The 23,393-nt window shown below is 48.8% G+C and carries 20 protein-coding genes; 4 read left to right on the top strand and 16 right to left on the bottom strand.

Going from position 1 to position 23,393, the window contains the following annotated elements; genetic code table 11:
* Positions 1-54: 54 nt before the first annotated feature.
* Positions 55-822: a 2,4-dienoyl-CoA reductase gene (fadH, locus tag ACTL32_RS02740; RefSeq protein ID WP_441340041.1), complete on the bottom strand. Its 768-nt coding sequence runs from the start codon at positions 820-822 to the stop codon at positions 55-57.
* Positions 823-956: 134 nt separating this feature from the next.
* Here fadH and ACTL32_RS02735 point away from each other — a divergent pair, with 134 nt between their 5' ends.
* The gene (locus ACTL32_RS02735; RefSeq protein WP_441340040.1) at positions 957-1,427 is read left to right on the top strand and encodes a YkyB family protein; all 471 of its coding nucleotides are present in this window, start codon (positions 957-959) and stop codon (positions 1,425-1,427) included.
* A gap of 34 nt (positions 1,428-1,461) precedes the next feature.
* On the opposite strand, the gene ACTL32_RS02730 is transcribed toward ACTL32_RS02735, so the two are convergent.
* The 5 genes from ACTL32_RS02730 to ACTL32_RS02710 form a co-directional block, all read right to left on the bottom strand.
* Positions 1,462-2,325, bottom strand: coding sequence for an NAD(P)-dependent oxidoreductase (locus ACTL32_RS02730; RefSeq protein WP_441340132.1), 864 nt, complete (start codon positions 2,323-2,325; stop codon positions 1,462-1,464).
* Between the two features lie 171 nt (positions 2,326-2,496).
* Positions 2,497-3,720: a hypothetical protein gene (locus ACTL32_RS02725; RefSeq protein ID WP_441340039.1), complete on the bottom strand. Its 1,224-nt coding sequence runs from the start codon at positions 3,718-3,720 to the stop codon at positions 2,497-2,499.
* The gene (locus ACTL32_RS02720) at positions 3,717-4,907 is read right to left on the bottom strand and encodes a DUF58 domain-containing protein (RefSeq protein WP_441340038.1); all 1,191 of its coding nucleotides are present in this window, start codon (positions 4,905-4,907) and stop codon (positions 3,717-3,719) included. The genes ACTL32_RS02725 and ACTL32_RS02720 overlap by 4 nt, the downstream gene beginning before the upstream one ends.
* Positions 4,873-5,808 (bottom strand): AAA family ATPase, encoded by a 936-nt coding sequence (locus ACTL32_RS02715; RefSeq protein WP_441340037.1) that lies wholly within the window; start codon positions 5,806-5,808, stop codon positions 4,873-4,875. The genes ACTL32_RS02720 and ACTL32_RS02715 overlap by 35 nt, the downstream gene beginning before the upstream one ends.
* Before the next feature lie 33 nt (positions 5,809-5,841).
* Complete coding sequence (locus ACTL32_RS02710; RefSeq protein ID WP_441340036.1) at positions 5,842-6,030, bottom strand: hypothetical protein; 189 nt, start codon at positions 6,028-6,030, stop codon at positions 5,842-5,844.
* Positions 6,031-6,242: 212 nt separating this feature from the next.
* Here ACTL32_RS02710 and ACTL32_RS02705 point away from each other — a divergent pair, with 212 nt between their 5' ends.
* Both ACTL32_RS02705 and ACTL32_RS02700 read left to right on the top strand, forming a co-directional pair.
* Positions 6,243-6,857: a CPBP family intramembrane glutamic endopeptidase gene (locus ACTL32_RS02705; protein ID WP_441340035.1), complete on the top strand. Its 615-nt coding sequence runs from the start codon at positions 6,243-6,245 to the stop codon at positions 6,855-6,857.
* A gap of 54 nt (positions 6,858-6,911) precedes the next feature.
* Positions 6,912-7,610, top strand: coding sequence for a hypothetical protein (locus tag ACTL32_RS02700; protein ID WP_441340034.1), 699 nt, complete (start codon positions 6,912-6,914; stop codon positions 7,608-7,610).
* 53 nt (positions 7,611-7,663) lie between these two features.
* Here the strand turns inward: ACTL32_RS02700 and ACTL32_RS02695 are convergent, their stop codons facing one another.
* From ACTL32_RS02695 to ACTL32_RS02650, 10 genes are all read right to left on the bottom strand, one after another.
* Positions 7,664-8,107: a MarR family winged helix-turn-helix transcriptional regulator gene (locus ACTL32_RS02695; protein ID WP_204892660.1), complete on the bottom strand. Its 444-nt coding sequence runs from the start codon at positions 8,105-8,107 to the stop codon at positions 7,664-7,666.
* Between the two features lie 190 nt (positions 8,108-8,297).
* Positions 8,298-9,647, bottom strand: coding sequence for a TrkH family potassium uptake protein (locus tag ACTL32_RS02690; protein ID WP_441340033.1), 1,350 nt, complete (start codon positions 9,645-9,647; stop codon positions 8,298-8,300).
* 113 nt (positions 9,648-9,760) lie between these two features.
* Positions 9,761-10,963, bottom strand: a complete 1,203-nt coding sequence (locus ACTL32_RS02685) for an anti-sigma-I factor RsgI family protein (RefSeq protein WP_441340131.1) — start codon at positions 10,961-10,963, stop codon at positions 9,761-9,763.
* Positions 10,963-11,712, bottom strand: a complete 750-nt coding sequence (gene sigI, locus ACTL32_RS02680; RefSeq protein WP_441340032.1) for an RNA polymerase sigma-I factor — start codon at positions 11,710-11,712, stop codon at positions 10,963-10,965. Before sigI ends, ACTL32_RS02685 begins: the two co-directional genes overlap by 1 nt.
* Before the next feature lie 172 nt (positions 11,713-11,884).
* Complete coding sequence (locus tag ACTL32_RS02675; RefSeq protein WP_441340031.1) at positions 11,885-12,673, bottom strand: TerC family protein; 789 nt, start codon at positions 12,671-12,673, stop codon at positions 11,885-11,887.
* A 217-nt stretch (positions 12,674-12,890) separates the two neighbouring features.
* Positions 12,891-13,970 carry an SDR family oxidoreductase gene (locus ACTL32_RS02670; RefSeq protein WP_441340030.1) on the bottom strand — a complete coding sequence of 360 codons (1,080 nt, stop codon included), beginning with the start codon at positions 13,968-13,970 and terminating at the stop codon, positions 12,891-12,893.
* Positions 13,971-14,044: 74 nt separating this feature from the next.
* A complete protein-coding gene (locus ACTL32_RS02665; RefSeq protein WP_441340029.1) occupies positions 14,045-17,104 on the bottom strand; it encodes an efflux RND transporter permease subunit in 3,060 nt (1,019 codons plus the stop codon).
* Between the two features lie 153 nt (positions 17,105-17,257).
* Positions 17,258-18,826, bottom strand: a complete 1,569-nt coding sequence (locus ACTL32_RS02660) for a peptide chain release factor 3 (protein ID WP_441340028.1) — start codon at positions 18,824-18,826, stop codon at positions 17,258-17,260.
* Positions 18,827-18,935: 109 nt separating this feature from the next.
* Positions 18,936-20,396, bottom strand: coding sequence for a UDP-N-acetylmuramoyl-L-alanyl-D-glutamate--2,6-diaminopimelate ligase (locus ACTL32_RS02655; RefSeq protein ID WP_441340027.1), 1,461 nt, complete (start codon positions 20,394-20,396; stop codon positions 18,936-18,938).
* Positions 20,397-20,406: 10 nt separating this feature from the next.
* The gene (locus ACTL32_RS02650; RefSeq protein ID WP_441340026.1) at positions 20,407-21,462 is read right to left on the bottom strand and encodes a M42 family metallopeptidase; all 1,056 of its coding nucleotides are present in this window, start codon (positions 21,460-21,462) and stop codon (positions 20,407-20,409) included.
* 101 nt (positions 21,463-21,563) lie between these two features.
* Between ACTL32_RS02650 and ACTL32_RS02645 the strand changes: the two genes are divergently transcribed.
* Positions 21,564-23,144 (top strand): ATP-binding protein, encoded by a 1,581-nt coding sequence (locus ACTL32_RS02645; protein ID WP_441340025.1) that lies wholly within the window; start codon positions 21,564-21,566, stop codon positions 23,142-23,144.
* Positions 23,145-23,393: the final 249 nt, after the last annotated feature.

Here is a 23,393-nt window from a genome sequence, read left to right as displayed (position 1 = left end):
TTCATCATAACATATTCCAATTACCGAAACTATTTTTTGCCTTATCCATTTTCTTTAAAATGGAAATTTGTTCAGCCATTGCCCGCCATCAAGCGTTACAATTTCGCCGTTCATATACGAAGCTTTGTCCGACATGATAAACGAGGCAAGCTCCGCCACTTCTTCCGGTTTGCCAAGGCGGCCGAGCGGAATCGATTCCAATGTGCGTTTTGCCGCCTTTTCGGATTCCCATAGCTTGTCTGCGCCGCCGGTCCGTTCAATGGGCCCTGGGGCTATGCCATTTACCCGGATGCCATACTGGGTCCCCCACTCAACCGCCAGCGTCCGGGTCAATGACATGACCCCCGCTTTGGCAGCTGCCGAATGGGCGACGCCGGCGCCGGCATTCCATGCATAGGTTGCCAGCATATTAAGGATGTTTCCTTTAGTGCCATTTTCAATCCAGTAGTTTCCTACTGCATGGGAGCAGAAAAAAGTGCCGTTCAGGACAATATCGATGACTGAGCGCCAGCCGTTCGGCGACAGCTTCTCAGCATGGACGATGAAATTCCCTGCGGCGTTATTGACAAGTCCGTCGATTCGCCCGAATTTGTCATGAGCAAACTTCACCATCGCTTTGGCATGTTCCGGTTCCCGCACATCCATCTGAAAAGCCTCTACAGTACCTTCCTCCGCCTGAATCGAAGTAATCGCTGCATTCAATTTTTCCATATCACGTCCTGTAATGACAACATTGGCCCCTTCTTTCGCAAACCGTTCGGCCATGTGGTACCCCATCCCGCTTGAACCGCCTGTCACAATAATCGTTTGATCTTTGAACATTTCCATTTCCCCTTTGCATTTTATATTTGCTCTAGAAATCCCTTGAATCCGCTTTCACTTTCCTATACAGCCTATACGATTTTTGATATGATGGATGTGCATTAAGCTAGCCAAGAACCGAAAGGAATGAGTTCATGCCCACCCAAAAATCGGATTCCGAGATTGCCCAAGCAATTTTCACTGTGAACCGGCATGCGAAAACCGCCCCTGACAACCAGTACCTATATGCGCTGAAAAAAGAAGCGCTGTCAGCGATGATCATTCAAAACCGCGCCCAGAAAATCGGTCTTCACTTCAGTAAAAACCCCCGGAAAAGCCAACAGCAATCTTCAGTCCTCGTAAAATGCGGCAATTACTATTTTCATATGCTTCCTAAAAAAGAAGATTTTGAACAACTAGAGCATTTGGGCCAATTGGATGAATCGTACCGCAATCCGCCTAGCCGCATGAATTTGAAGACTGCCAAAGAAATTTTGAGCGATCTCACCGGCCTTCAGCCGCAAAAAAAAGAGACGCAGCAGACGCAGGCTGCCCATTATGCAAAAACGTATAAACCGCGTCAATCCGACCGGTTCTATACGCCGAAGAAATCATATTTTGATTGAAAGATGATCCGGAGACTTCCCGTCCCCGGATTTTCTATTTCCCGTAATAATGGATAAGCGCCTGTGTGCCGCTTTCACTATGGCCCGACGAAGCAAGCTCTTCGTACATGCTGAGCGACAGTTTCAGCCCCGGCAAGTCAAGGCCCATCCGGACCGCTTCCTCCGCCGCTATTTTCATGTCCTTGATAAAATGCTTTATGTAAAACCCTGGAGCAAAATCCCCTTTGATCATGCGCGGCGCCAGATTCGACAACGACCAGGATCCTGCCGCACCAGAAGAAATCGACCGCAGCACCTGTTCGGGATCCAGACCGGCTTTTTTCGCATAGATGAGCGATTCGCAAACTCCGATCATGTTGGAGGCGATGGTGATCTGGTTGCACATCTTGGTGTGCTGCCCGGCACCGGCCGCTCCTTGAAAGACGATATTTTCCCCAAGAAGTTCAAACAGGGGCAGTGCTTCGTTGAAGGTTTCCTCGTCACCGCCCACCATGATGGACAATGTACCTTTCTGTGCACCGATATCGCCTCCGGAAACTGGAGCGTCCAGCGCTTTCAAGCCGTTTTGGGCGGCTGCCTCATAGATCCGCTCCGCCAATTCCGGCTTTGATGTCGTCAAATCGATCAAAACAGTTCCGGCTTTCGCATGGTCCAGGATGCCGGTTTCCCCAAAATAAACCTCTTCTACATCTGTTGGATATCCTACCATCGTAAAAAGGACCTGTGAGTTTTGTGCGACCTCTTTGGGAGACTCCATCAATTCTGCTCCCATGGCGACCAGGTTCTCCGCTTTTTTGGCCGTGCGAGTGTAGATGGCGACATCATGCCCTGCATTCAGCAGATGTTTAACAAGGCTATTGCCCATTACCCCTGTTCCGATAAATCCGATTTCCATTATTGCATCCTCCCTTTCTTTGCATATCTATAGTTTAGCAAAAATCTTCTGTCAATTCACAGGAATTTAAAAAGCCCCAAAAAAAGAAGCCGATCCGTTATCCGGACCGACCACAAAAGGGGGAAATGAGAATGTTGCTGTGTTCAAGTATACTATCCCCTTCAAAAAGCCTGCTTAAACCTCTAAATGAAAATATTCTGCTTTTATTTTTTTTATTTCTTCCAGAAACGGAATTGCGTCCTTTTCAGCAACCGTCCCTGACCCATAGCGGACCTTTTCGTATGTCCGGAAGAATGAGGCCGATGCCGGCCACTCCATCCGGTTCATCCATTCCTTCACCGTCTCGTGCGGATTTCTGCCCAAACCGGCGGACTGTGCTTCTTGTTCGAAAAGGTGATAGGATTGCCGGATGATTTCGAGCGGCATTTCCGAGTAGCGGACCTTTTCCGAAGCTTGGACAGCTTCCTCGGTCCCGATTGACGAAAAGCGGATCTCCTCTGCCGGAGAGGCAGGCATTTCCGTTTGCAGAGCCGGTTTTGTGCGGCGCATATAAAAGAACAGAAGCAGAATGATAAGGACCGCTCCGGCGCCGAAGAACAGCTCGACCGGAAACTCGGACGGTGAATAGTCCGCTGCTGCCTGCTGCAGCTCTTCAGGGGCTTCGGAAGTCTGCAACTTGGCAAATGTTTCTTGCGCTTCCTGCGTCGAGGACAAGCCCGAAAAATAATCGGCTGCTTTTTCCATCAGCGGCGCAAATGGCCAAAGAACTCCCTGCAGGAGCCAGCCGGCTGCAGTGCCGGCGAAATTGCGGGCAGCGGGGCCGATCCAATAAACGGCAAGGGCCGCGGCGGCGGCTGCCGATAAAACCGCCGCTCCCGCAACTGCCGGCTGCCACAGTTTTGCCCCAGCAGTACGTCCATGAAGGAACCTGTGCGCCAAATGGAACAGGACGTAAAAACTGAAAGCTGCCAGGATGATGGCATTCGCTTCTCCTGCCGCGCCGCGGTCAGCGGAAAGCAGATCAATGAAAAGAACTGCCAAATAGACCAGAACCCATAAGAGCAGCGTGTTGCCGTCTTGCCCGGCATCAGCATCCCATTCTGCGAAACGGGCATGGAGCAGATACACCGCCAATGCCGCGAGGATTGCCGAAAGCCAAAGTGGCATGCCCAGAAAGAGAGCGGGTACCATACTTGCAAGAACGATTGCCGCCGCCGAACCTGAATGATAAGGGAATTTCCAGAACGCCAAAAATGCAGCTCCTGCCATTAAAAAGCTGGAGCCGAGCCAAAGGAATGCCAATGGCTGAGCCGTTCCGTTGTCAAAAATCACAAGCACCAACGATACGGAAAAAGCATCGAACAAAAATCTTCCGGAAGAGGAGAAGCGTGGCATCATGCAATTCCACTTCCTTTCGGGCTGGCGATGACCTTCAATTGGGTCCTTCTGCTCCAGGATGCAACCACTTTTTCCATGCCTTTTAGATCTTCGGCCAAGAGAAAAGTAGTCAATGGCAATTCAATATGCATATCGAGATGAGCCGCCATGGAACGGAATGGGAGCGTTGAATGGTTTTTCGAGATAAGGGCGAGCAATTCAAGCGCCCGCTGACGGTGCACCTGTCCGTCACCTGCCGGCAAGAACAAGTAAGGCATTGCTCCTGCTGACCGGATGTTGATCGCCAGTGCAAACGGGATACTTTCTTTGAAGCAGCTATCCACATAAGATGCCAGTTCTTCGATGCGCGCTTCCAGGTTCGGGATGGTTCCATAAAATGCGGCTACATCCAGCATGAACAGCATCGACTCGTTTGCTACCGGCGAGAATATTTTGGTTTGGAAACTTTGCATGCGCGCACTCGCTTTCCAGTGGATATGCTGGAATTGGTCGGTTGGCGCGTATTCCCGGGTTCCTATGGGCTGGAATGGATCGCTAAAGAGCGAATGGTTCAAATTGAAATGGCCGGGCTTTTGCAGCGACGGTGAATAAGTGAACGGTTTGGGATGGATCTTCGGATACACCAGCAGTTCTTGAAGAAGCGTTTCCCGGTATTCAATAACCGCTTCGCCTTCCCCGAAAAGAAGCGGGACGGTCAATTCCATTTTCTTCAGCCTCGCCAATCCTCTCCCGCTCCCCGTTACAGGAATCTTCAAAGACAGTTTTTCCCGGAACCCGATGGTGAACGGAACGTCCATTTCCACCAGGCCGGTATAATTGGTCAGCCCGCCGCTTGCGGGCGTCACAGCGTCCTGGAACCAGATTTTCAGATTTCCGCCCCAGATCGGCATTCCCCTGTTTTCGAAATCGAGCTGCCACTCCGATTCGCCGCCATTTAATACGCGCTTACGGTTCAGGCGGTTTGAAAATTGGAGTCTGTTGCCGGCATGCTTTGCATATTGCCATTGCAGCATGGCAATGGCCAGCGCAAAGGTGATCACACCGGCTGCGGCAAATTGAAGGAAAATAAAGGAAATGAACAAAAAGACGGCCAGCATTCCGATGACGGCTTTTGTTTTTGCATCATTGTATTCATGGCGGATCCAGTGCATTTTAAAGCGCCTCGACAGGAGATGGTATAGACTCACTGATTTCCTTCAGCACATTTTCGGGTTCTGTAACGAGCATTCCTTCCGCTGTCAGCAGCAGCCGGTGAAGCGCGACCGGTTCGAGTATGTATTTCACATCATCCGGCGTCGTATAGCTGCGGCCTTCCAAAAAAGCCCTGCCTTGTGCTGCGTGGACAAGTGCAAGAGCTGCCCGAGAACTCAGACCCATTTCGATCAACGGATGATTCCGCGTAGCCCGCACCAATTCGATGATGTACTTTTCAATATCCTCATGCACTTCCACGCGCTTGGCCGCTTTCGCCCATTCCTGGACTTCTTCGATTGAGGCGACGGCATGTATTTCTTTTTTATGTGAGGCATTATCCCGGAATTCGCGGACAATCTTCAATTCTTCCTCATAATCGGGATAGCCGATTTTCAATCGAAACAAAAACCTGTCCAATTGGGCCGCCGGCAGCGGAAATGTCCCTTGCTGGGATTCGACCGGGTTCTGCGTGGCTATGACGATAAAAGGATCCGGCAAAAGAAGTGTTTCTCCGTCTATTGTGGCCTGCTTCTCCTCCATGGCTTCAAGCAAACTGGACTGGGTCCTCGGCGTCGCCCGGTTGATCTCATCTGCCAGCAGCAGATTGGTCAGGACAGCCCCTGGGCGCAATTCAAATTCCTGGAGCTTCGGATTGAAGAAACGGATGCCGGTCACATCAGACGGCAAAACGTCGGGCGTAAACTGCAGCCGCTCGAAATTCCCGCTGAAAGACCCGGCAAATGCCTTAGCCATCCACGTTTTCCCGGAACCCGGCACACTTTCCAAAAGGACGTGCCCTTCCTGCAGCAATGCAATCAACATAAAATCCAGCTCTTTCTCCCTGCCAACTACCATTTGGTTCAAATGCCTTCTTGTCACGTTCAATTTCTCCATAACGTTCCCCCTGGCTTCTTTTAGTGAGCATGCTTATTTGGATGGCTCTTCTGTATAAGTATAGATTGTGACTCCGTGATGATAAGCCGCACCCCTGAAATGCTTGAAGTCTTCCCGCTTTACCAAGATGTTCCGGAATTCCAGAAAATCCTCTTTCTGCACCGTAATCGATGGGATTTCTCCTTGCTTCAGTTGTTCGAGCATCGAGTTATAATCGTCCATAGCCGCTTCCTCCTTTCGCTTTCGATTCCCCTTGTTTGTTCTGCTATACTGGGTAAAAGATGAAATTAATCAGTTCCATTGGAGCAGCCATTTCTTTTTCCTGAACCTTCCAGAGAAATGCCATTAACTTCAATTATACAGAACGATAAGAAGTTGAACAGTACGATTTTTTGCTGAAAATCAACCCGCGGTTTATTTTTAGGAGGATTTCCATGTTGAATTTTTTCAAAGGACATCATTTGGCTATACTCTTGCCTATTGCATTCGGATTGTATTTTCTTGCGTTCCAGAATTCTGCGACGTTTTGGTATATGTATACTTTTTCCCTCCTGGTCCTCATGTCTTTTTCCATGTTGTTCATCAGAATTTATGATGAAATGCCGACTTGGAAATCGCTCATCTATGGCTTGGGCTATGGAACGCTGATCTATGCAATCATCGCTGGCGGCTACCAGGCCTTCCGGTTCCTGCCGTTCGATGCCGGAAGTTCAGTCAACCGTTTCCTCGAAACGTATGCCCCGTCAACAATCTGGCATTTCCTGCTCTTGATGTTCGTGATTGTTCCTGGAGAAGAGATTTTCTGGCGAGGCTACATCCAGCAGAAATTGAAAAAGTACATGTCCGGCCCCAAGGCTGTTTTGGCCTCCTCCGTGCTGTTCGGGCTTGCTTTGGGATTGGGAGGATTTGTTCCCGGCATCTTCGCTGCAATAGCAGCAGGCATTGTCCTCGGCTTCCTTTATGAATGGAAAAGAAGCATGCCCCTTCTGATTGTTGCGCATTTGGTGATGATTGTTCTGCTATTTTTAATTAAGCCCTTATCGGGATGAAATGAAACGTGTTAAGCTAGTTGTGCGTCAACTAAAGGAAAGGGAGGTAATATTATGAAAAAGAATTTATTTTTAGCGGCAATCCTATTTTCCGCCGGCGCTGTTCTGGCCGCTTGCGGTACTGCTGAAACATCGAAAGAAGATAACAACTCGACAGCAGGTGAACAAACTGCGGAAGAAACGCCGGCTGCGGAGACTGAAACGCCTGAAGAGCCGGCTGAAGAAACTGAGGCACCTGAAGAACCTGCAGCGACAAAAGACACTGAGGAAGCTGAAGAATCTTCAGAAGAACCTGCTGAAACGACAACGGAAGAACCTTCAAAAGCGGAAACGGAAGGCACGTTAACGCCAAGCGATGAACAGCCTTACCAAATCAAGATTGTCCGGGGCTATGAATTGACTTCAGAAGAACCCGGAAAGGATTCGCTTTTCCTTTCTGAAGACTCCGGTGTGTTCATGCGCATCGAGACTTTCCCTAAAGAAGACATATCGTTTGATCAGGCAGTCGCTGTCATGAAAGAGACCGTACAAGCTTCAAATCCTGATGCGGAAGCTTCAGAAACAGCTGGTCCTGAAGGGGCTGCATTCTTGAATTCGGCTGCTTATGAGGTCCCATCAACTGAAGGCAAAGTGACCGGCATCGTTTTCGAAAAAGAGGACATCATTGCACGCCTTACCATTTTTGACAGTACAGAAGCTACGGCGACCGAAGACTTTATTGACATGGCCAAGACCATCGAACCGAAAGAATAACAAAAAGAGGCATGCAGGAAAAATTCCTGCATGCCTCTTTTTCACTCTTTTTTTCAATAAGATAAATCTTTGATGGAAAGCCCCAGTTTTTTCATCAATTCGATGGCCTGGTCTTTCTCTTCCGGGGTCAGCGCATTCGTCAATTCATGCAGGTTCTGTTCATGCTCCGGAAAGATTTTGCCCATAAATTCTTTGCCGTCTGCTGAAATTTCCGCATATGTTACTCTGCGGTCGGTCGGGCAATTGACGCGCGTAATGAATCCCCGCTTTTCCAGTTTATCGATAACATAAGTGATCGAACCGCTGGCCAAAAGAATTTTTCCGCCGATTTTTTGCAGGGGCTGCTTCCCTTTATGGTAAAGAAGCTCCAGCACCGCAAATTCAGTCGGATTGATGCCGTGGGCCTGAAAAAAATGATTGGTCTGTTCCGTGATCGCTTTATGGGCGCGGGACAGCACAATAAAAAGCTTCAGCGATTGTTTGATATCTTCGTTCATAGTATCCACTCATTTCCAAATTAAAGATCTGCTATTTTCAATTATAGTCCTTTTGAATGAAAAAGGCACAAAAGATTGATTGTCCATCTTTAAAATGAACGATTATTGATGCCAGCCGGCCATTTAGGGGCGGCACGAGGGCCATGCCGAGCCGATGCGGACCTTCTCATTCGGTACAGGATTTGGCCGCTTATCCGATGATTACACGCTCTTTCGGGTAATGGAATTTAGTCGGATCCGTCTTTCCGCCTATGGTGAACAGGAACGAAATCAATCCCACCCGACCGATGAACATCAACATCATAATGACGACTTTGCCGAAGCTTGAAAGATCATCCGTTATGCCGAGCGACATCCCGCACGTTCCAAATGCCGAGGTGATTTCAAAAAGGATGGCGACTGCCGAAGCATGCGGTTCGGAAATGATCAAAGCCATCGTAGCGGCAAGAACCATAAAGCCTGCCAAAATGATGACGGCAAACGCCCGAAATACATCGATCAGCTCGATTTCCCGGCTGAAAATCTGGATGCTGTTCTTGCCTCGGGCAAAATTGATCAAGAACAGGACCGCTATCGCAAAGGTCGTCGTCCGGATGCCGCCCCCCACCGAGCTTGGGGAAGCACCGATGAACATAAGGGCGCTCAGGAATACTTCTGTCGCTTCGCTAAAAGCGGTGATATCCATTGTCGTTAATCCCCCTGAACGCGAGGAAACCGAGTGGAACAGCGAAGCAAAAAATTTCTCATGCCAGGACATGCCTTTCATTGAATTGGTGCTTTCCAGCGCCAAATTCCCGACGGTGCCGATCAGCAGCAGAATTCCGAACGTAGACGTCGTAATTTTCGTGAACAGCGAAAACCGGAAATTCTTGTTTTTGTTCGACAGGAACTCTTTCAATTCGATCAGCACCGGAAAACCGATGGCACCAAGAATGATGAGGATCATATTGATGATCTGAACGAAATAATCGTTGAAATAAGGTGCCAGCGAGTTGCCTGTGATGTCGAATCCGCCATTCGTGGTTGCAGAAATCGAAGCAAACACTCCATGCAGCAGCGCTTCACTAAATGTATCGTAGTATTGGGTAAAGTAAATGGTCAGGATGATAGCCCCTACCAGTTCAATCAGCAAAAGAATTTTTATAATGTCTCGAATCAATTTTACGACACCCGACATATTGAACTGGTTGTGGTCGGCCATGATCAGCTGCCGTTCACGCAGTCCAATCCGCTTGCCGATCAGAAGCCAGAAAAAGGTGCCGATTGACATGATGCCGATTCCGCCCAGCTGAAGGATGACCATCAGCATGACGATTCCGAACACGGTGTAAGTTTCTGATACGTTGATAACAGTCAGCCCCGTGACACTGACTGCACTGATTGCAGTGAATAAAGTATCGATGAAAGATAATTCTACGCCGGTCTGATGCACTTTAGGAAGCCTCAAAAGCAAAAAGGAAATAGCAATTGCGACAAAATAATAAGAGACAATTGCTTGCGCTGGTGTTAGATTGCGGATCTTTTGAAAAGATTGGTTCATGGAGCTCATTTCCTTTCGGCCTTCTGTTCTCTACTTATTCTATGAAAAGAAAATGTAAAAAGAAAGGGGCAATTCCATTTCTTTCGAAATCCAATGAAAAAAGGGCAGAAATATCACTTCTGCCCTTTTTTGCTGTTGCTGTTCTTTTTTTGTGAATCATTGAGTTTTTTCTTCTGCTCAGGAGTTTTACGATTTTTCGTAGTTCCCTGTACCGGCGTTTTTTTCTTTGTTTCCGGCGGTTTTACTTTCTTTTCTTTCTTGGGCGGCTGCACTTTCTTTTCCTTAACGGGAGGTGCGGTTTTTTCAGCTTTTGGCTTTGTTTTTTCCGCTTCTGTTTTAACTTTCGGCGCTGCTTTTTTCGCTTTCGGTTCTGCAGCCTGTGGAGCTGCCTTGGCAGGGGTTTGTACTTTTTTCCCTGCTGCAGGAGGATTCGCTTTTTGCTCCTGTTTTGGCGGGTCTGCCTTTTTTTCCTGCTTTGGCGGATTCACCGGATTTGCGTTCACACTGCCATCCGATTTTTTCTGCTGTCCAGGCGGCACAGTTTTCTTATCCTTTTTCACTTCAGCATCCGCTTTTTTCTGTTGTCCAGGCGGTACGGCAGGCTTGGAGTCCTCTGGATGGACATGTCCGGTAGGTGCACCAAAACCTTTTGTCTTCAGCGTCCCTGTGTTTTCTTCCACAGCCACAGGCGTGAAATTCTGCACTTTTTGGCCGACCGGCACATTTTCCTGGATTGATTTTTTCCATTGTTGATGCGTCGCTTTTTTCAGATGGATGTCGACATTTTTCTTAACAGCTGCCACTGCTACCGCCAGTACTGCTTGCTCGACGGGCAATTTTTCCGCTCCCGCGACTTCACCGGGAACCGTGGTGATGGTCACTTCTTCTGTTGTCGAACCGGCAGCCAGGTCGATCGAACGTGCCAGGATTTCATCCAGGGACTCGCCCTCCCAATCGCCCAGCTTCTCGATCATCCTCTTCCCATCATTGTTCAAGTGCCTGACTGAAATCACTTCAATGTCTTCATCAATCCCAAGCTCGATTCCGGGATTCGCTTCCAATTGGATATAGGCATACGCTTCTTCTGACGGCATCATTGTCGAGAACAGGAGCATCAATACCGCAGCCAATGCAACAGCAGGGGCAACAAGTTTCGCCCAGTGCATGGCAAAGCCGCGGGAAGCGGGTTCAAAATATCCTTCTTCGCCGACTTCCGTTGCGTTGACCGGCTTCCCTTCCAAGAAACGGCCATCCTCCAAGAGGAAAATGGAGCGGCTATTATTCTTTTTAACGCATATGCCTTTTTGCATTTTCATCAAATCAACCGCTCCTTTAAATAATCTTTTAAATAATGCAGCTCACTATTGATCAATAGGGCAACCGCAATTATAAATTTCCGGTTCCGTTCAATGGTCTTACGGGAAACATCCACCATTTTTTCAATCTCTTTAATCGGCAGCTTCTTCTTTTCCATCAAATACTCCAAATACTCATCCGTCTCAGCAACAAGCAAGGCAATTTGCATGCAGGATTTCCGGGAATCTTCATGCCCCGGGGAAACTTTCACCAATGTCTCGAAACTCAAGTCAAAGGAAGAAAGCATTTCTTCATATATAGCGATTTCTTCTCTGCGCATTACTGTCTGCTGTTCTATGGTAAAACTCTTGATAGCTTCTGAATCTTCGATCCACCCATTCCCCTCTTCTTCCTCAAAAACGGAATTGAACGGGTGGCTGAATTCGTTGCGCTGGCTTTCCTTGCGGATAAAATCGATGATCCGCCTGCGGATGATCATATGGGCAAATGTCAGAAACGAGGCGTTTTTGCCCTTTTCATAGCTTTTCACCGCTTCGTGAAAAGCTGACATCGCAATGCTGAATTCATCGTCATGGTCGTCTATGTACCGTTTGCAGACTTGGGAAGCAGCTTTTTTCATGAACGGTGCGTAGGAATGGAGCAGGTTATTCAACGCATTAGCGTCGCCTTGTTGGGCAAGCAAAGCCAAATCTTCTGCTGAATACTTTTCATTCCGACCGAATAAGCCACTCAATGCAGCAATTAACACACCGTTCACCTCTTCTCAACTTCTTGCTACATCTGATTGTAACGGCAGAAATTGTAAAAGAAAAGGTATAAAAGATATTACTTTATAGGTATTCGGCCTTCAAGCGCGTTTTATGTCCGTATTTCCAAATTCTTTCATAAAAAAAATGAAGCCCCCAAAGGGAGCTTCATTTTTACTCTGTTTCTTCTTCTTTTTTATTCTGGCGTACTCCCAGAAGTGCTCCAACTACAACGATACCGATGAGCACTGTCCAGAAGGTCAATGTCCAAGGAGTCGAGTGCGGGAAATCGTGCGGCAAGACATGGACATTTTCGTGAGATAATGTCATGACAAGGAGTTTGACCCCTACCCATCCGACGATAACGAATGCTGCTGTTTCGAGCTGCGGGTATTTCTCCAGCAACTGAACAAATTTATGGGCCGCGAAACGCATGATGATGACACCTATCAAACCGCCGGCCAGCATGACGAAGAACTGTCCGGAGTTGATGCCGCCAATGTCGTCCATTCCGAATACATTCAAATGCGGCAAGGTTACAGCAAGTGCTACAGCTGCCAGCATCGAGTCGATGGCAAACGCAATATCTGCTAATTCGACTTTCAAAACTGTCATCCAGAAACCAGAACCTTTTTTCTCTACTTTTTCGCCTTTATCATCAAGAATATGATCGCTGTCGCCTTTTCGCTGATCATAAATGCTCTTTATCGAGATGAACAATAGATATGCCGCTCCCAATGCTTGTATCTGCCAGATATTGACGAGCAGAGTAATCATGAACAATGCTGCAAAACGGAACACAAAGGCTCCAAGCAATCCGTAGAACAATGCTTTCTTCTGTTGTTCCTTCGGCAAGTGTTTGACCATGACGGCCATTACGACTGCGTTATCCGCAGCGAGCAATCCTTCAAGCCCGACTAGTACTAGCAGGACCCAAGCGTACTCCAATAAAACTGCTTCCATTCTTTCTCCTCCTAATTTTTGCCAGCAAAAAAGACCCCTGCCTAATAAAAGGCAAAGGTCTCGCTAAGCAATTAAAATCGCTATCATAACCGATGGTTACTAACCATGTATTGACGATTATGAAATAGGTTTCCCTACAGCTACTCCCCCTTGACTGAAAGTCAAAGTGTATTGAGTTGTATTGTTATTATAGCATTATTTCTATCGAAGTAAAACATTAGCGTATGGCAATATGGTATTTTTTGTTCTTTTTATGTTCTTCGTAGAAACGGACCATCACCGGCATCGATTCCAGAAAATCAGCGCATCGGATGCCGCTTCCCCTAAGCAGCTCTTGGGCCGTGGAGGTATCGAAAGACGCCTGCCAGGTCAGGTAATCCAAAGTTTCTTTTTCGACCCCTAAAAATTTACGGATCGCAGGAACTGACAATGAAATCTCTGCCGCTTTATGAGGCAAGCGGGATTTGGGTAGTTTCCCTGTCATTTCCGTTACCATCTTGCGGTATACTTCCTCAACTGGGTGGGGCTTCGGATCCGTCAAATGGAGCGTCTTTCCTGCAGCTCCAGGCAGCGAGCTGACATACATGCTCGCATCTAAAATATAATCGATCGGGACTACATTGATGAACGAAACCGAACTCCCCAAATAAGGGATAAAAGGCAACTTGCGCACCCGGTCAATCATGTTCAGGAAAAAGTAAGGGCCGTCGAACTTTATCGTTTCCCCTGTTCTGGAATCACCTCGTACAATGCCCGGACGGATGATCGTCAACGGCACTTTGCTCTTGAGCCCATCCACTAGCACTTCCGCTTCATACTTTGTTTCTTCATAAAAATTCTTGAATTCGTTTGGGCGGATCAGTTCATTTTCGTAAAGCGTCCCTTCCCTTTTTCCCGCTACATAAGCTGTGCTGAAATACATATATCGCTGCAAGCCGGAGATCGTCTCGATAAAATCATTGACATGCCCCGTCCCTTCTACATTCACTTTCCAGGCGATATCACGCGGCACAGCCAAATCATAGATGGCTGCAAGATGCCAGAAGACGACGCTTTCCTGTTCATGGATAAACGCGGAATCCACAGCACTAAGACCTAAACCGCTTTTTGTTATATCGCCGGCCATTAGCCGTATCGGGCTACCGGTCTCTCCTTGAATTTTTTCTGCTTCTTTTTGCGCCTTTTCCATCTCGCTTGGCAATACGACCGCTGAAACGGAAGATCCCTCTGCAATCGACCGCCGGATCAGCTGGCTCGCGATAAAGCCAGGAAAACCGGTAAAAATGCTTTCTTTCATCATTAAACACCCCTTTTGTTCATTATACATAATATTCCAACAAAATTCACAAAAGAAAAAGATGAGCCAATGGCTCATCTTTCGGACAATCTTCTCGTCTTTCGGTCGAATAAACTATAGACAATCGGCACGATATACAACGATAGGAATGTGGAACTGATCAAGCCGCCGATAACAGTGATTCCCATCGGCTGGTTGATTTCCGTCCCTTCACCAATCCCCAAAGCCAGCGGCAAGAGGCCGAGGATGGTCGTCAGTGCGGTCATGAGGATCGGCCGCAGACGGTCCCGGACGGAAGTCACGATTGCATCGTACGAATCCATGCCTGCAGCTTTCCTCTGGTTGATGTAGTCCACCAGGACAATCCCGTTGTTGACAACGATCCCGACCAGGACAAGCAGCCCGATAACGGCTGTGATGCTGATTGGAGTTCCTGTAATGAACCAGGCAATCGAGACGCCGATAGCCATGAGCGGTACTGTGAACATGATGACGAATGGATACTTGAACGATTCGAACTGCGCAGCCATTACGATATAAACCAGTACGACCGCCAGAATGACGGCAAGCATCATGTCATTGATGGCATTCTCAAACAACTCACGGTCCCCGCCGAAGGTGATCTGGGTGCCATCGTCCAAATTGAGGCTCTCCAGTGCAGCATCCACCTCGTCCGACATGTCGCCCAATGTGACATCGGAACGGTGCTGAAGCGTATACGCTACGCTGTCAGCTTGGTCAACCCGCTTGATATCGGCCGGCCCTTGGGACACTTCAATTTCAGCGAGGTCCTGGAGTTCGACAAACTGTCCGGAGGGCGTACGCAATTGAAGGGCGCGCAATTTATCGACATTGTCCCTGAAGACAGGATCAAGCTCTGTGAAAACGGTCAGGACTTCATCCTCTTCCGTCAGCACTTGCGTCGTCAAGACGCCGCGTGTCAGATTATTGACCGTTTGGGCAATTTGCGCGGGCGGCAGCCCATTTTCCGTAGCCGCCTCCCGATCGACACGCAGCTGGATTTCATCGATGGTCTCTTCCCGGTCATTCGTCAGTTCCGTTACCGCAGGCAATGCACGAAGCTCGGAACTGATGCGCCCGATCGCTTCATCAAGCCGCGCTTTGTCAGTGTCGGTGACCGTGAAGGACAATGTATTCGGCGAAGAGCCCGCCGCTGTCTGCAAATTGAAGCTGACCTCCGCCTTCTCGCCGATTTTCTCGATGATTCCCGGCTGGACATCATCTACGAATTCGAACACTGAACGTTCCCGTTCATCTAGCGGAATCATTTTAATATAAAGCTCTGCTATATTCGTCTGGGTCGTCCCCTGAGCTTGGCCTTGCTGGGTGCTGCCGACCAGGCTGACAAATACATCGATGTCATCCTCTTTCTTCAATTCCTCTTCGATCGAATCAACTACTTCATTTGTCGCTTCAAGAGATGAACCGGTTTCGAGGGCAATCGATACACTGACGAACCCTTCATCGGTCGCAGGCAGGAATTCAGTTCCGACCCGCAGCGCACCGAAGATGCCGACTCCGAGAAGGACCAATGCGGTCATAAGAACAACGAAGCGGTGGGCCAACGCCCAAGCGACGGATCGTTCAAAATTCTTCATGCCTTTTGAACGGCGCCGCCGGGCTTCAAGATTGCCTTTTGGCTTATCCAGCATGCGTGAAGCAAGCATCGGAATCACCGTCAAAGCGACAGACAAGCTGGCAAACAAACTGAACGAAATTGTTACAGCGAATTCAAAGAAAATCTCCCCGATCAATCCGGTGATGAACACGACCGGAACGAAAACCGCAACGGTCGTCAAAGTCGAAGCGGTGATCGCTCCGGCCACTTCTTTTGTCCCTTCAGATGCGGCTTGCTTCGGATTTTTGCCCATGGCCAGATGGCGCTCTATATTTTCTATGACGACGATGGCATTATCGACGAGCATCCCGATTCCGAGCGCCAATGCGCCCAGCGTCATGATATTCAACGCAAAATCGGCAAAATACATCAGGACGAACGTTACAATGACGGAATACGGTATTGCCACGCCGATAATGATCGGACTCTTGATGCCGCGCAGGAAGAAAAACAGCACCAGCATGGCAAAGATTCCGCCGTAAACGAGCGTTTGCCCGATATTGCCGACTGCCAGTCGGACATAATCCCCTTGGTCAAAAAGGACATCTGTCTCGACGCCTTCAAACCGTTCTTCCTCCAAGAGCTCTTCCAATTTCGACTGGAACGCGCTTGAAACTTCGGCTGTATTGGCACCCGATTCCTGCAGCGCCGACAGCAAAACGGCCGGCTCTTCATTGGCCCGTGTCTCACTGCTTTGTTCCTGTTCGCCGAGTTCCACTTGGGCGACATCGCCAACCGTAATATTTTCACCTTCAAGCGGATTCACCGTCACTACCAGGTCACGGATTTCATCGACACTTGCGAGCGAAGACACAATGCGCGTCGTCAGCTGGCGGCCGTCCTCAGTCTGGATGGGTTCGCCGGGCATCGAAACATTGTTCGCTTGGATCAGCTGGACGATATCGGAAAGCTGGAGGCCTTCTTCAACCAATTTTTCCTGGTCAAGCGAAATGATGATTTCTTCGGTCAATGATCCGGAAATATTGACGCTGGCCACCCCTTCTGTCTGAAGAAGCTCTTTTTCAAGTTCTTCTGCCAGGATGCGGACATCTTCTCCGCCTTCAGCTGCACGGACTGCCAGCTGGATGACGGGAAACTGAGCCGGATCGAACTTGAAAAACTGCGGCCGGTTGGAATCTTCCGGAATCGGGGTCTGGTCAATCCGCTGCATGATATCCGTCTGGACATCGTTCATGTCGGTGGACCAGTCAAATTCCAGCAGGATGAAATTCGATCCTTCTTCGGAAGAAGATTGGAGTGATTCAATTCCCGGAAGCGTTGCAAGATTCGCTTCCAGCGGCTTGGTCACTTTTTCACTGACTTCAGTAGGGCTTGCACCCGGGTAGTTTGTCACCACGACGCCGACGGGCGGATTCAACTCCGGAATCAATGTGACCGGAATTTTAAAGAATGATACCGCCCCTAACAGAATGACAAGAAACATGATGACGATGGTAAAAACCGGACGCTTTATGGAAAAATCGCTTAATTTCATTTGCTCCAAACCCTCTCTTTATCTCGTGCTTTTATCATAGAAAAAATCAAATGGAACCGCAAACTTTAATGACCCTTTTCACAGCCATTTCCCGTTCAGAACGAGTCCTTTTGCATAATTTGGACAAAAAAACCCGCCGAAGCGGGTCTGGTTTTATAGAAGGCTATAAAGCTTGATTTCCGGATTTTTATCCTGGAACCAGCGGGTAGCAAATTCATTCTCAAACAGGAACACAAGGTTGTCATAACGGTCCTTCACAAGCATTGAGCGCCCGCTCGACATCGACTCTTTGACATCTTCTTCGTTTTCGATCCACCGGGCAATCTTATTGCCGATCGGCTCCATGCGGACTTCAACGTTGTATTCGTTTTTCATCCGGTGTTCGAACACTTCAAACTGAAGCTGTCCGACCGCCCCGAGAATCACTTCTTCCAAATGAAGGGTTTTGTAATACTGGATTGCGCCTTCCTGCACAAGCTGCAGGATCCCTTTATGGAAGTGCTTCTGCTTCATGACGTTTTTCGCAGTCACTTTAACAAAAAGTTCCGGGGTGAACTGCGGCAGATTCTCGAACTGGAATTTCTTCCCGCTCGTGATGGTGTCTCCGATTTGGTAGTTGCCGACATCGTGCAGGCCGATTATATCTCCGGCAACAGCCTCACTGACCATTTCGCGGTCATCGGCAAGGAATTGTGTGGTCTGCGTCAGCTTGAAGGATTTTCCTGTCCTCGCCAACGACACGTTCATGCCTTTTTCAAATTTCCCGGAAACAATGCGCACGAATGCGATGCGGTCCCGGTGGGCAGGATTCATATTTGCCTGGATTTTGAAAATGAAACCGGAAAACGGCATTTCCAAAGGATCGATCAATTCTGATTCCTGCGTCAGCCGCGGCTGTGGCGGCGGCGCAAACTGGAGATATGTTTCCAGGAAAGTCTCTACGCCGAAGTTTGCGAGCGCACTGCCGAAGAATACAGGCGTCAATTCGCCTTTTTTCACCTGTTCAATCGAAAAGTCATTGCCAGCTTCGTCGAGCAGATCAATATCCTCAAGCGCTTGGGTATAATACGAAGTTTTGGTCATATCATGCTCACCGGCAAGCCGGCCATTTTCGTCCAAAGGCATGAAGCGGTCGCCTTCAGAACGGAAAGGTTCGATGCGTTTGTTGAAACGGTCGTAAATGCCGAGGAATTCTTTCCCCATGCCGATCGGCCAGTTCATGGCATACGACTGGATGCCGAGCACTTCTTCCAACTCTTCCATCAATTCAAGCGGCTCTTTACCTTGGCGGTCCATTTTATTGATGAACGTGAAAATCGGAATCCCGCGCATTTTACAGACTTTGAACAATTTCACTGTCTGGGCTTCGATTCCCTTGGCCACGTCGATGATCATGACGGCACTGTCGACAGCCATCAGCGTCCGGTAGGTATCTTCACTGAAGTCCTGGTGCCCGGGAGTATCCAGGATGTTGACGCGGTGCCCGTCATAGTCAAACTGCATAACGGAAGACGTTACGGAGATACCGCGCTGCTTCTCGATTTCCATCCAGTCGGATGTTGCGAACTTGCCGCTTTTCTTGCCTTTTACCGTACCGGCATCGCGGATCGCCCCGCCGAACAGCAAAAGTTTTTCTGTCAATGTCGTTTTCCCGGCATCCGGGTGGGAGATGATTGCAAAGGTTCTTCTATTTTGGATTTCTTCTTTTAATTGGTCTGGCATCATTATACGCTCCTTTAATTCTACTCTTCCCATATTAGAGAAGGGGGCCCGAAAAGACAAGAATTTTCAACAGGCCGCCAAGAAAAAAGAAGCCTCTCTAGGCTTCTTTTCACATAAATTTCTTTATGGTTTCTTCGATGGCGATATCCTTGTCGCTATGCGGATATTTGGTCGAACCGATGATTTGGTAATCTTCATGTCCTTTGCCCGCCAGAATGATGATGTCGCCCGGCTCTGCTTGCTGGACGGCGTGCCTCACTGCTTCCGCCCGGTCTCCGATGCAGGAAAACTCCTTGTGCTTCATGCCGGATTGGAGGTCGCGCAAGATGCTGTCGTATGCTTCATCCCGCGGATCATCCGTCGTCAAGACGACGTAATCGGCAACCGATGCTTTTTCCGCCATAATCGGCCGCTTGGTCTTATCCCGGTTTCCGCCCGTTCCGACGAGGAAAATGATGCGGTTTGTCTTGAAGTCCGCAACGGCGTCTATCGCTTTTTCAATCGCATCGGGTGTATGGGCATAATCGATGAAAATCGATATCGGCGCTTCCAGCTCGACTTTCTGCATGCGCCCTTCCACCGGTTCGATGCGCGATAATGCGGCAATGACCCCTTCGAGCGGATAGCCTTCCGCATAAAGCGCGGTGATGGCTGCCAGCGCATTTGAAACGTTAAAGCTGCCTAGAAGCTTCATCGAGACATCGAACTCACCCTGTGGGCAAACCAGCGTGAACTTCGTGCCGCTGTGCCCCAGTTCAATCCGTTCCGCTTTGAACTGGGCGGGCATCTCCACTCCGTAGGTAAAGACCGGATGGGAAGTCATGTCAGCATAGCGCTTCGACCAAGGGTCATCGGCATTTAGAACCGCCTGCTTTTTGGCTTGCAGGTCTTGGCCTAGCTGCGAAAACAGCAAGCCTTTTGCGTGGCCGTATTCTTCCATCGTGCCATGGAAATCCAAGTGGTCATGCGTCAAATTCGTAAAGACTGCCGTCTTGAATTCCACGCCGGCAAGCCTGCCAAGCACTAAGCCATGGGATGAGACTTCCATGGTCATATGGCTGCAGCCTTCTTCTTTTGCCCGCGCAATCATTTGCTGGGTCGTTAGCGCGTCGCTCGTCGTATTGGCCGACTGGTGCAGCTCGCCGTTCAAATTGAACCCGATGGTGCCGGACAACGCAGATTTTTCCCCAAGTTCCATCAGCATTGAATGCAGCATCCCGGCAACGCTTGTTTTGCCGTTTGTGCCGGTCACCCCGATCATATGCAAACTTTTCGACGGGTACTCATAAAATTTCGCCGCGAGCAGACCAAGCGCGCGGTCGGTGTCTTCTACAAGAACAACAGGCGTGTCCCCCACAATCAGCGGCCTTTCCGAAACGATAAGCGACGCCCCTTGTTCAGCTGCCTGAGCGGCAAAATCATGCCCGTCGACGGTATAGCCTTTGATGCAAACGAACAATGATCCTTGCAACGCTTCACGGGAATCCATGGTGATGCTGCTGACGGTTTCCGGCAATGAACCGATGATGCTGTTATAAGGAACATTTTCGAATAATAATTTTGTGTTCATGAAAATCCTCCTACTCTGTAACTAGCGGAGACAGGACATATGCATGGAGCAATGCTGCCGCTGCCTTCAATGAATCAGTATGTGTCCGTTCATACGAGTGGGATGCTTCGATGCCCGGGCCGAATAAGGCATGTTTGACATCGTGGCCGGCGCTGATCGCCGCTGAAGCATCCGAACCGTAATACGGATAAATGTCTACTTTATAATCGATGCTGTTTTCATTCGCGAGTGCGATCAGGTGGCGGGTCAATCCGTAATGGTAAGGCCCGCTGGAATCTTTGGCGCATATGGACACGGTGTATTCATCCGAAGACTGACCGTCGCCGATCGCTCCCATATCCACCGCAATATATTCCACCGTCTCTTCGGGAATATTGGAATTGCCGCCATAGCCGATTTCCTCGTTGTTGGAAATATAGAAATGCGTTGTGTGCGGCAGTTCCTCGCCGGTTTCGCTCAAGTTCTTTGCCAACTGCAAGAGCAGCGCCGTGCTGGCTTTATCATCCAGATGGCGGGATTTGATGAAGCCGGAAGCGGTCGCTTCGTAGCGTGGCGAAAACGATACAAAATCGCCCACCTCGATGCCTAACGCGCGCACTTCATCCGCTGAGAATACTTTTTCATCCAAGCGCACTTCCATATTGTTTTCGTCCCGGTCTGCAGTTCCGGCGTCTTTATAAACATGGACTGTGGTCTGATGCATCAGGATGGTGCCGGTTGCGGTAGTGCCGTCCGCTTTATGTATCAAACAATTCTCGCCTTCGATGGCGTTGAATTTGAACCCGCCGACCAGCGACAATTTCAGGCGGCCAGAAGATTTGACCTCTTTGACCATGGCTCCGAGCGTATCGACATGAGCAGTCAACAGCCGGTGCCGGCTTGTGTCTTTTCCAGGAATGGTCGCGATGACTGCCCCTTTTTTGGTGGTTTTAAACTCGACGTTCCAATTGCCCAAATGTTTTTTAATGGTTTTCATGATCTCCATCGTATATCCAGAAGGGCTAGGAATCTCCGCCAACTCTTTCAATAAATTGAGCGCTTCTTCTTTATTCCATTCAAATGACATTCTAAACGCCTCCTTAGTCCATTAATCATATCAAAATACACCATGTTCGCACAGGAAATTATATAGTAATATTAAATCATATCGACCAATCGAGGTGTAATATGGAAAGTCCCACAATCAAACGGAACAGGAACGGACTGTTTCTCCACCTTTTCGGCATAGCCGTTTTCTTGCTTGTTCTTATCTATCTATTGGCCGGCCATGCGCTGCCTGTCTATTCCCTTGCTTTCGGCATGCCGGCATATGTCATTTTGGCTTTTCTCCAAATGCGTGATACCCCAGTCCGAATCATGCAGGCGGCCATCCTCGGCATGATGAACATTTCCGTATTCATCTTGAATATTGAAACCTTGGCGCCGGTCAATATTGTCTTTTTTGTTTTTCCGCTGATCGTATCTGCCATGTATTATGATACCATGCCTGCTATCGCACTTGGCATCATTACGGCCGTCGAAATAGCAATGCTGGCTTTTCTATTTGGCGGTTTTTCCGAACGCCCTCCAATGAGCTATGTGAACGCCCAGCTTTTCATTTTCATTTTCTTCGCCCTCATTTTATCCATTGTCCATTCGATTTTCTTTCGGCGCGTTTTGTTGGAAGCCGAAGAAAAAAACAGTTCCATGGAACGTGCTTTAAGTTCCAAGGAAGGCTATCTGCATCTGTTTTTCCAAACCGCAAAAGATGCCATCGCTGTTTTTGATTCTGACAATAAAATCATTGCGATCAATCCCGCTTTTGAAGAACTCTATGGCTGGTCGCTGCCGGAAAGCATCGGAAGGTCTTTGCCGCTGGTTCCACCCGAGCGGATGGATGAGGCCAATATCAGGACGAAGGAAGTGCAAGCCGGAAGGAGCTATTCACTGCTCGAAACCGAAGATTTGAAAAAGGATGGTTCCCGCTTCGACGCTCAGATCACATTATCCCCCATTATTGACCTTTCCGGAAATGTCGTGGCGACCTCTGTTATATCCCGAGACATCTCTTACCGGAAAGAAGCGGAAAAATTGATCCTCCAAAGCGAAAAATTGAAATTGACAGGAGAAATCGCTGCAGGCGTTGCCCATGAGATCCGCAATCCCATGACTGTGATTTCAGGGTTCGTCCAGATGATGGAAAATGATGCTTTACACCTGCAAAAAGAATACATCGGATTGATCCGTTCGGAAATCGCACGCATCGATTTGATCATTAGTGAATTTCTGATGCTGGCGAAACCGCAAGCCACCGAACGGAAGGAGATCGCCTTTAAGAAGATGGTTGACGATATTGCACTGCTTTTCGGTCCCCAACTGAACCTGGATAATATCCTGTTCACCTCCCATTTTGAGCGGGACGATTTTGTGGTCGTCGGAGAAGAGCATCACCTTAAGCAAGTGGTGATCAATTTGATGAAAAACGCTGTCGAAGCGCTTGAGGGAATTGAGCGGCAAGGCCGCATTCACATGGCGATTGAAAGTTCCACCGGCCGTTCTGTTTCTTTATCGATCAAAGACAACGGCAACGGCATACCAGACGAATCCGCCCCTTTGATTTTTGAACCATTCTATACTACAAAAGCGACTGGCACCGGGCTCGGCCTGCTGATTTCCCAAAAAATCATCAAAGAGCACGGCGGCACTTTAACAATTGAAAGCGAAGAATGCCGCGGCACTACCGCCACGGTTACGTTGCCGCTAAAATGAAAAAGGAGCCCGTGGGCTCCTTTTTGCTTGTAGACAAAAGAATATTTATTCCTCTTTAAGAATGAAGAGTCATTTAGGCGAAGCTATCCCGGATCCTCCACTTCAGGCGCACGCTTTCCGCGGGCTCGCGCCGAACTAACAAAGAACTTGTGCTCCTGCGCAAGCTCGTCGCAAATACTTGCCCTCGCAAGCTTCGGTCAAGCATTGACTGGCGTCCGAGTGGATTTCGTCACTTCGCTATCCCGCAGG

Origin of the sequence: Planococcus sp. FY231025 (genome assembly GCF_052078085.1) — a bacterium.
Lineage (GTDB): Bacteria > Bacillota > Bacilli > Bacillales_A > Planococcaceae > Planococcus.
Note: the sequence above shows the minus strand (reverse complement) of the source record. Positions and strands in the feature narration are given on the sequence as shown.

Excerpts from the sequence above, each read along its gene's own strand:
- ACTL32_RS02725 (WP_441340039.1), bottom strand. The coding sequence starts at position 3,720 with ATGATGCCACGCTTCTCCTCTTCCGGAAGATTTTTGTTCGATGCTTTT.
- ACTL32_RS02705 (WP_441340035.1), top strand. The coding sequence starts at position 6,243 with ATGTTGAATTTTTTCAAAGGACATCATTTGGCTATACTCTTGCCTATT.
- ACTL32_RS02675 (WP_441340031.1), bottom strand. The coding sequence starts at position 12,673 with ATGGAAGCAGTTTTATTGGAGTACGCTTGGGTCCTGCTAGTACTAGTC.
- ACTL32_RS02645 (WP_441340025.1), top strand. The coding sequence starts at position 21,564 with ATGGAAAGTCCCACAATCAAACGGAACAGGAACGGACTGTTTCTCCAC.
- ACTL32_RS02660 (WP_441340028.1), bottom strand. The coding sequence starts at position 18,826 with ATGCCAGACCAATTAAAAGAAGAAATCCAAAATAGAAGAACCTTTGCA.
- ACTL32_RS02655 (WP_441340027.1), bottom strand. The coding sequence starts at position 20,396 with ATGAACACAAAATTATTATTCGAAAATGTTCCTTATAACAGCATCATC.
- ACTL32_RS02715 (WP_441340037.1), bottom strand. The coding sequence starts at position 5,808 with ATGGAGAAATTGAACGTGACAAGAAGGCATTTGAACCAAATGGTAGTT.
- ACTL32_RS02700 (WP_441340034.1), top strand. The coding sequence starts at position 6,912 with ATGAAAAAGAATTTATTTTTAGCGGCAATCCTATTTTCCGCCGGCGCT.
- ACTL32_RS02670 (WP_441340030.1), bottom strand. The coding sequence starts at position 13,970 with ATGAAAGAAAGCATTTTTACCGGTTTTCCTGGCTTTATCGCGAGCCAG.
- ACTL32_RS02685 (WP_441340131.1), bottom strand. The coding sequence starts at position 10,963 with ATGAAAATGCAAAAAGGCATATGCGTTAAAAAGAATAATAGCCGCTCC.
- ACTL32_RS02695 (WP_204892660.1), bottom strand. The coding sequence starts at position 8,107 with ATGAACGAAGATATCAAACAATCGCTGAAGCTTTTTATTGTGCTGTCC.
- fadH (WP_441340041.1), bottom strand. The coding sequence starts at position 822 with ATGTTCAAAGATCAAACGATTATTGTGACAGGCGGTTCAAGCGGGATG.
- ACTL32_RS02665 (WP_441340029.1), bottom strand. The coding sequence starts at position 17,104 with ATGAAATTAAGCGATTTTTCCATAAAGCGTCCGGTTTTTACCATCGTC.
- ACTL32_RS02650 (WP_441340026.1), bottom strand. The coding sequence starts at position 21,462 with ATGTCATTTGAATGGAATAAAGAAGAAGCGCTCAATTTATTGAAAGAG.
- ACTL32_RS02710 (WP_441340036.1), bottom strand. The coding sequence starts at position 6,030 with ATGGACGATTATAACTCGATGCTCGAACAACTGAAGCAAGGAGAAATC.
- ACTL32_RS02735 (WP_441340040.1), top strand. The coding sequence starts at position 957 with ATGCCCACCCAAAAATCGGATTCCGAGATTGCCCAAGCAATTTTCACT.
- ACTL32_RS02690 (WP_441340033.1), bottom strand. The coding sequence starts at position 9,647 with ATGAACCAATCTTTTCAAAAGATCCGCAATCTAACACCAGCGCAAGCA.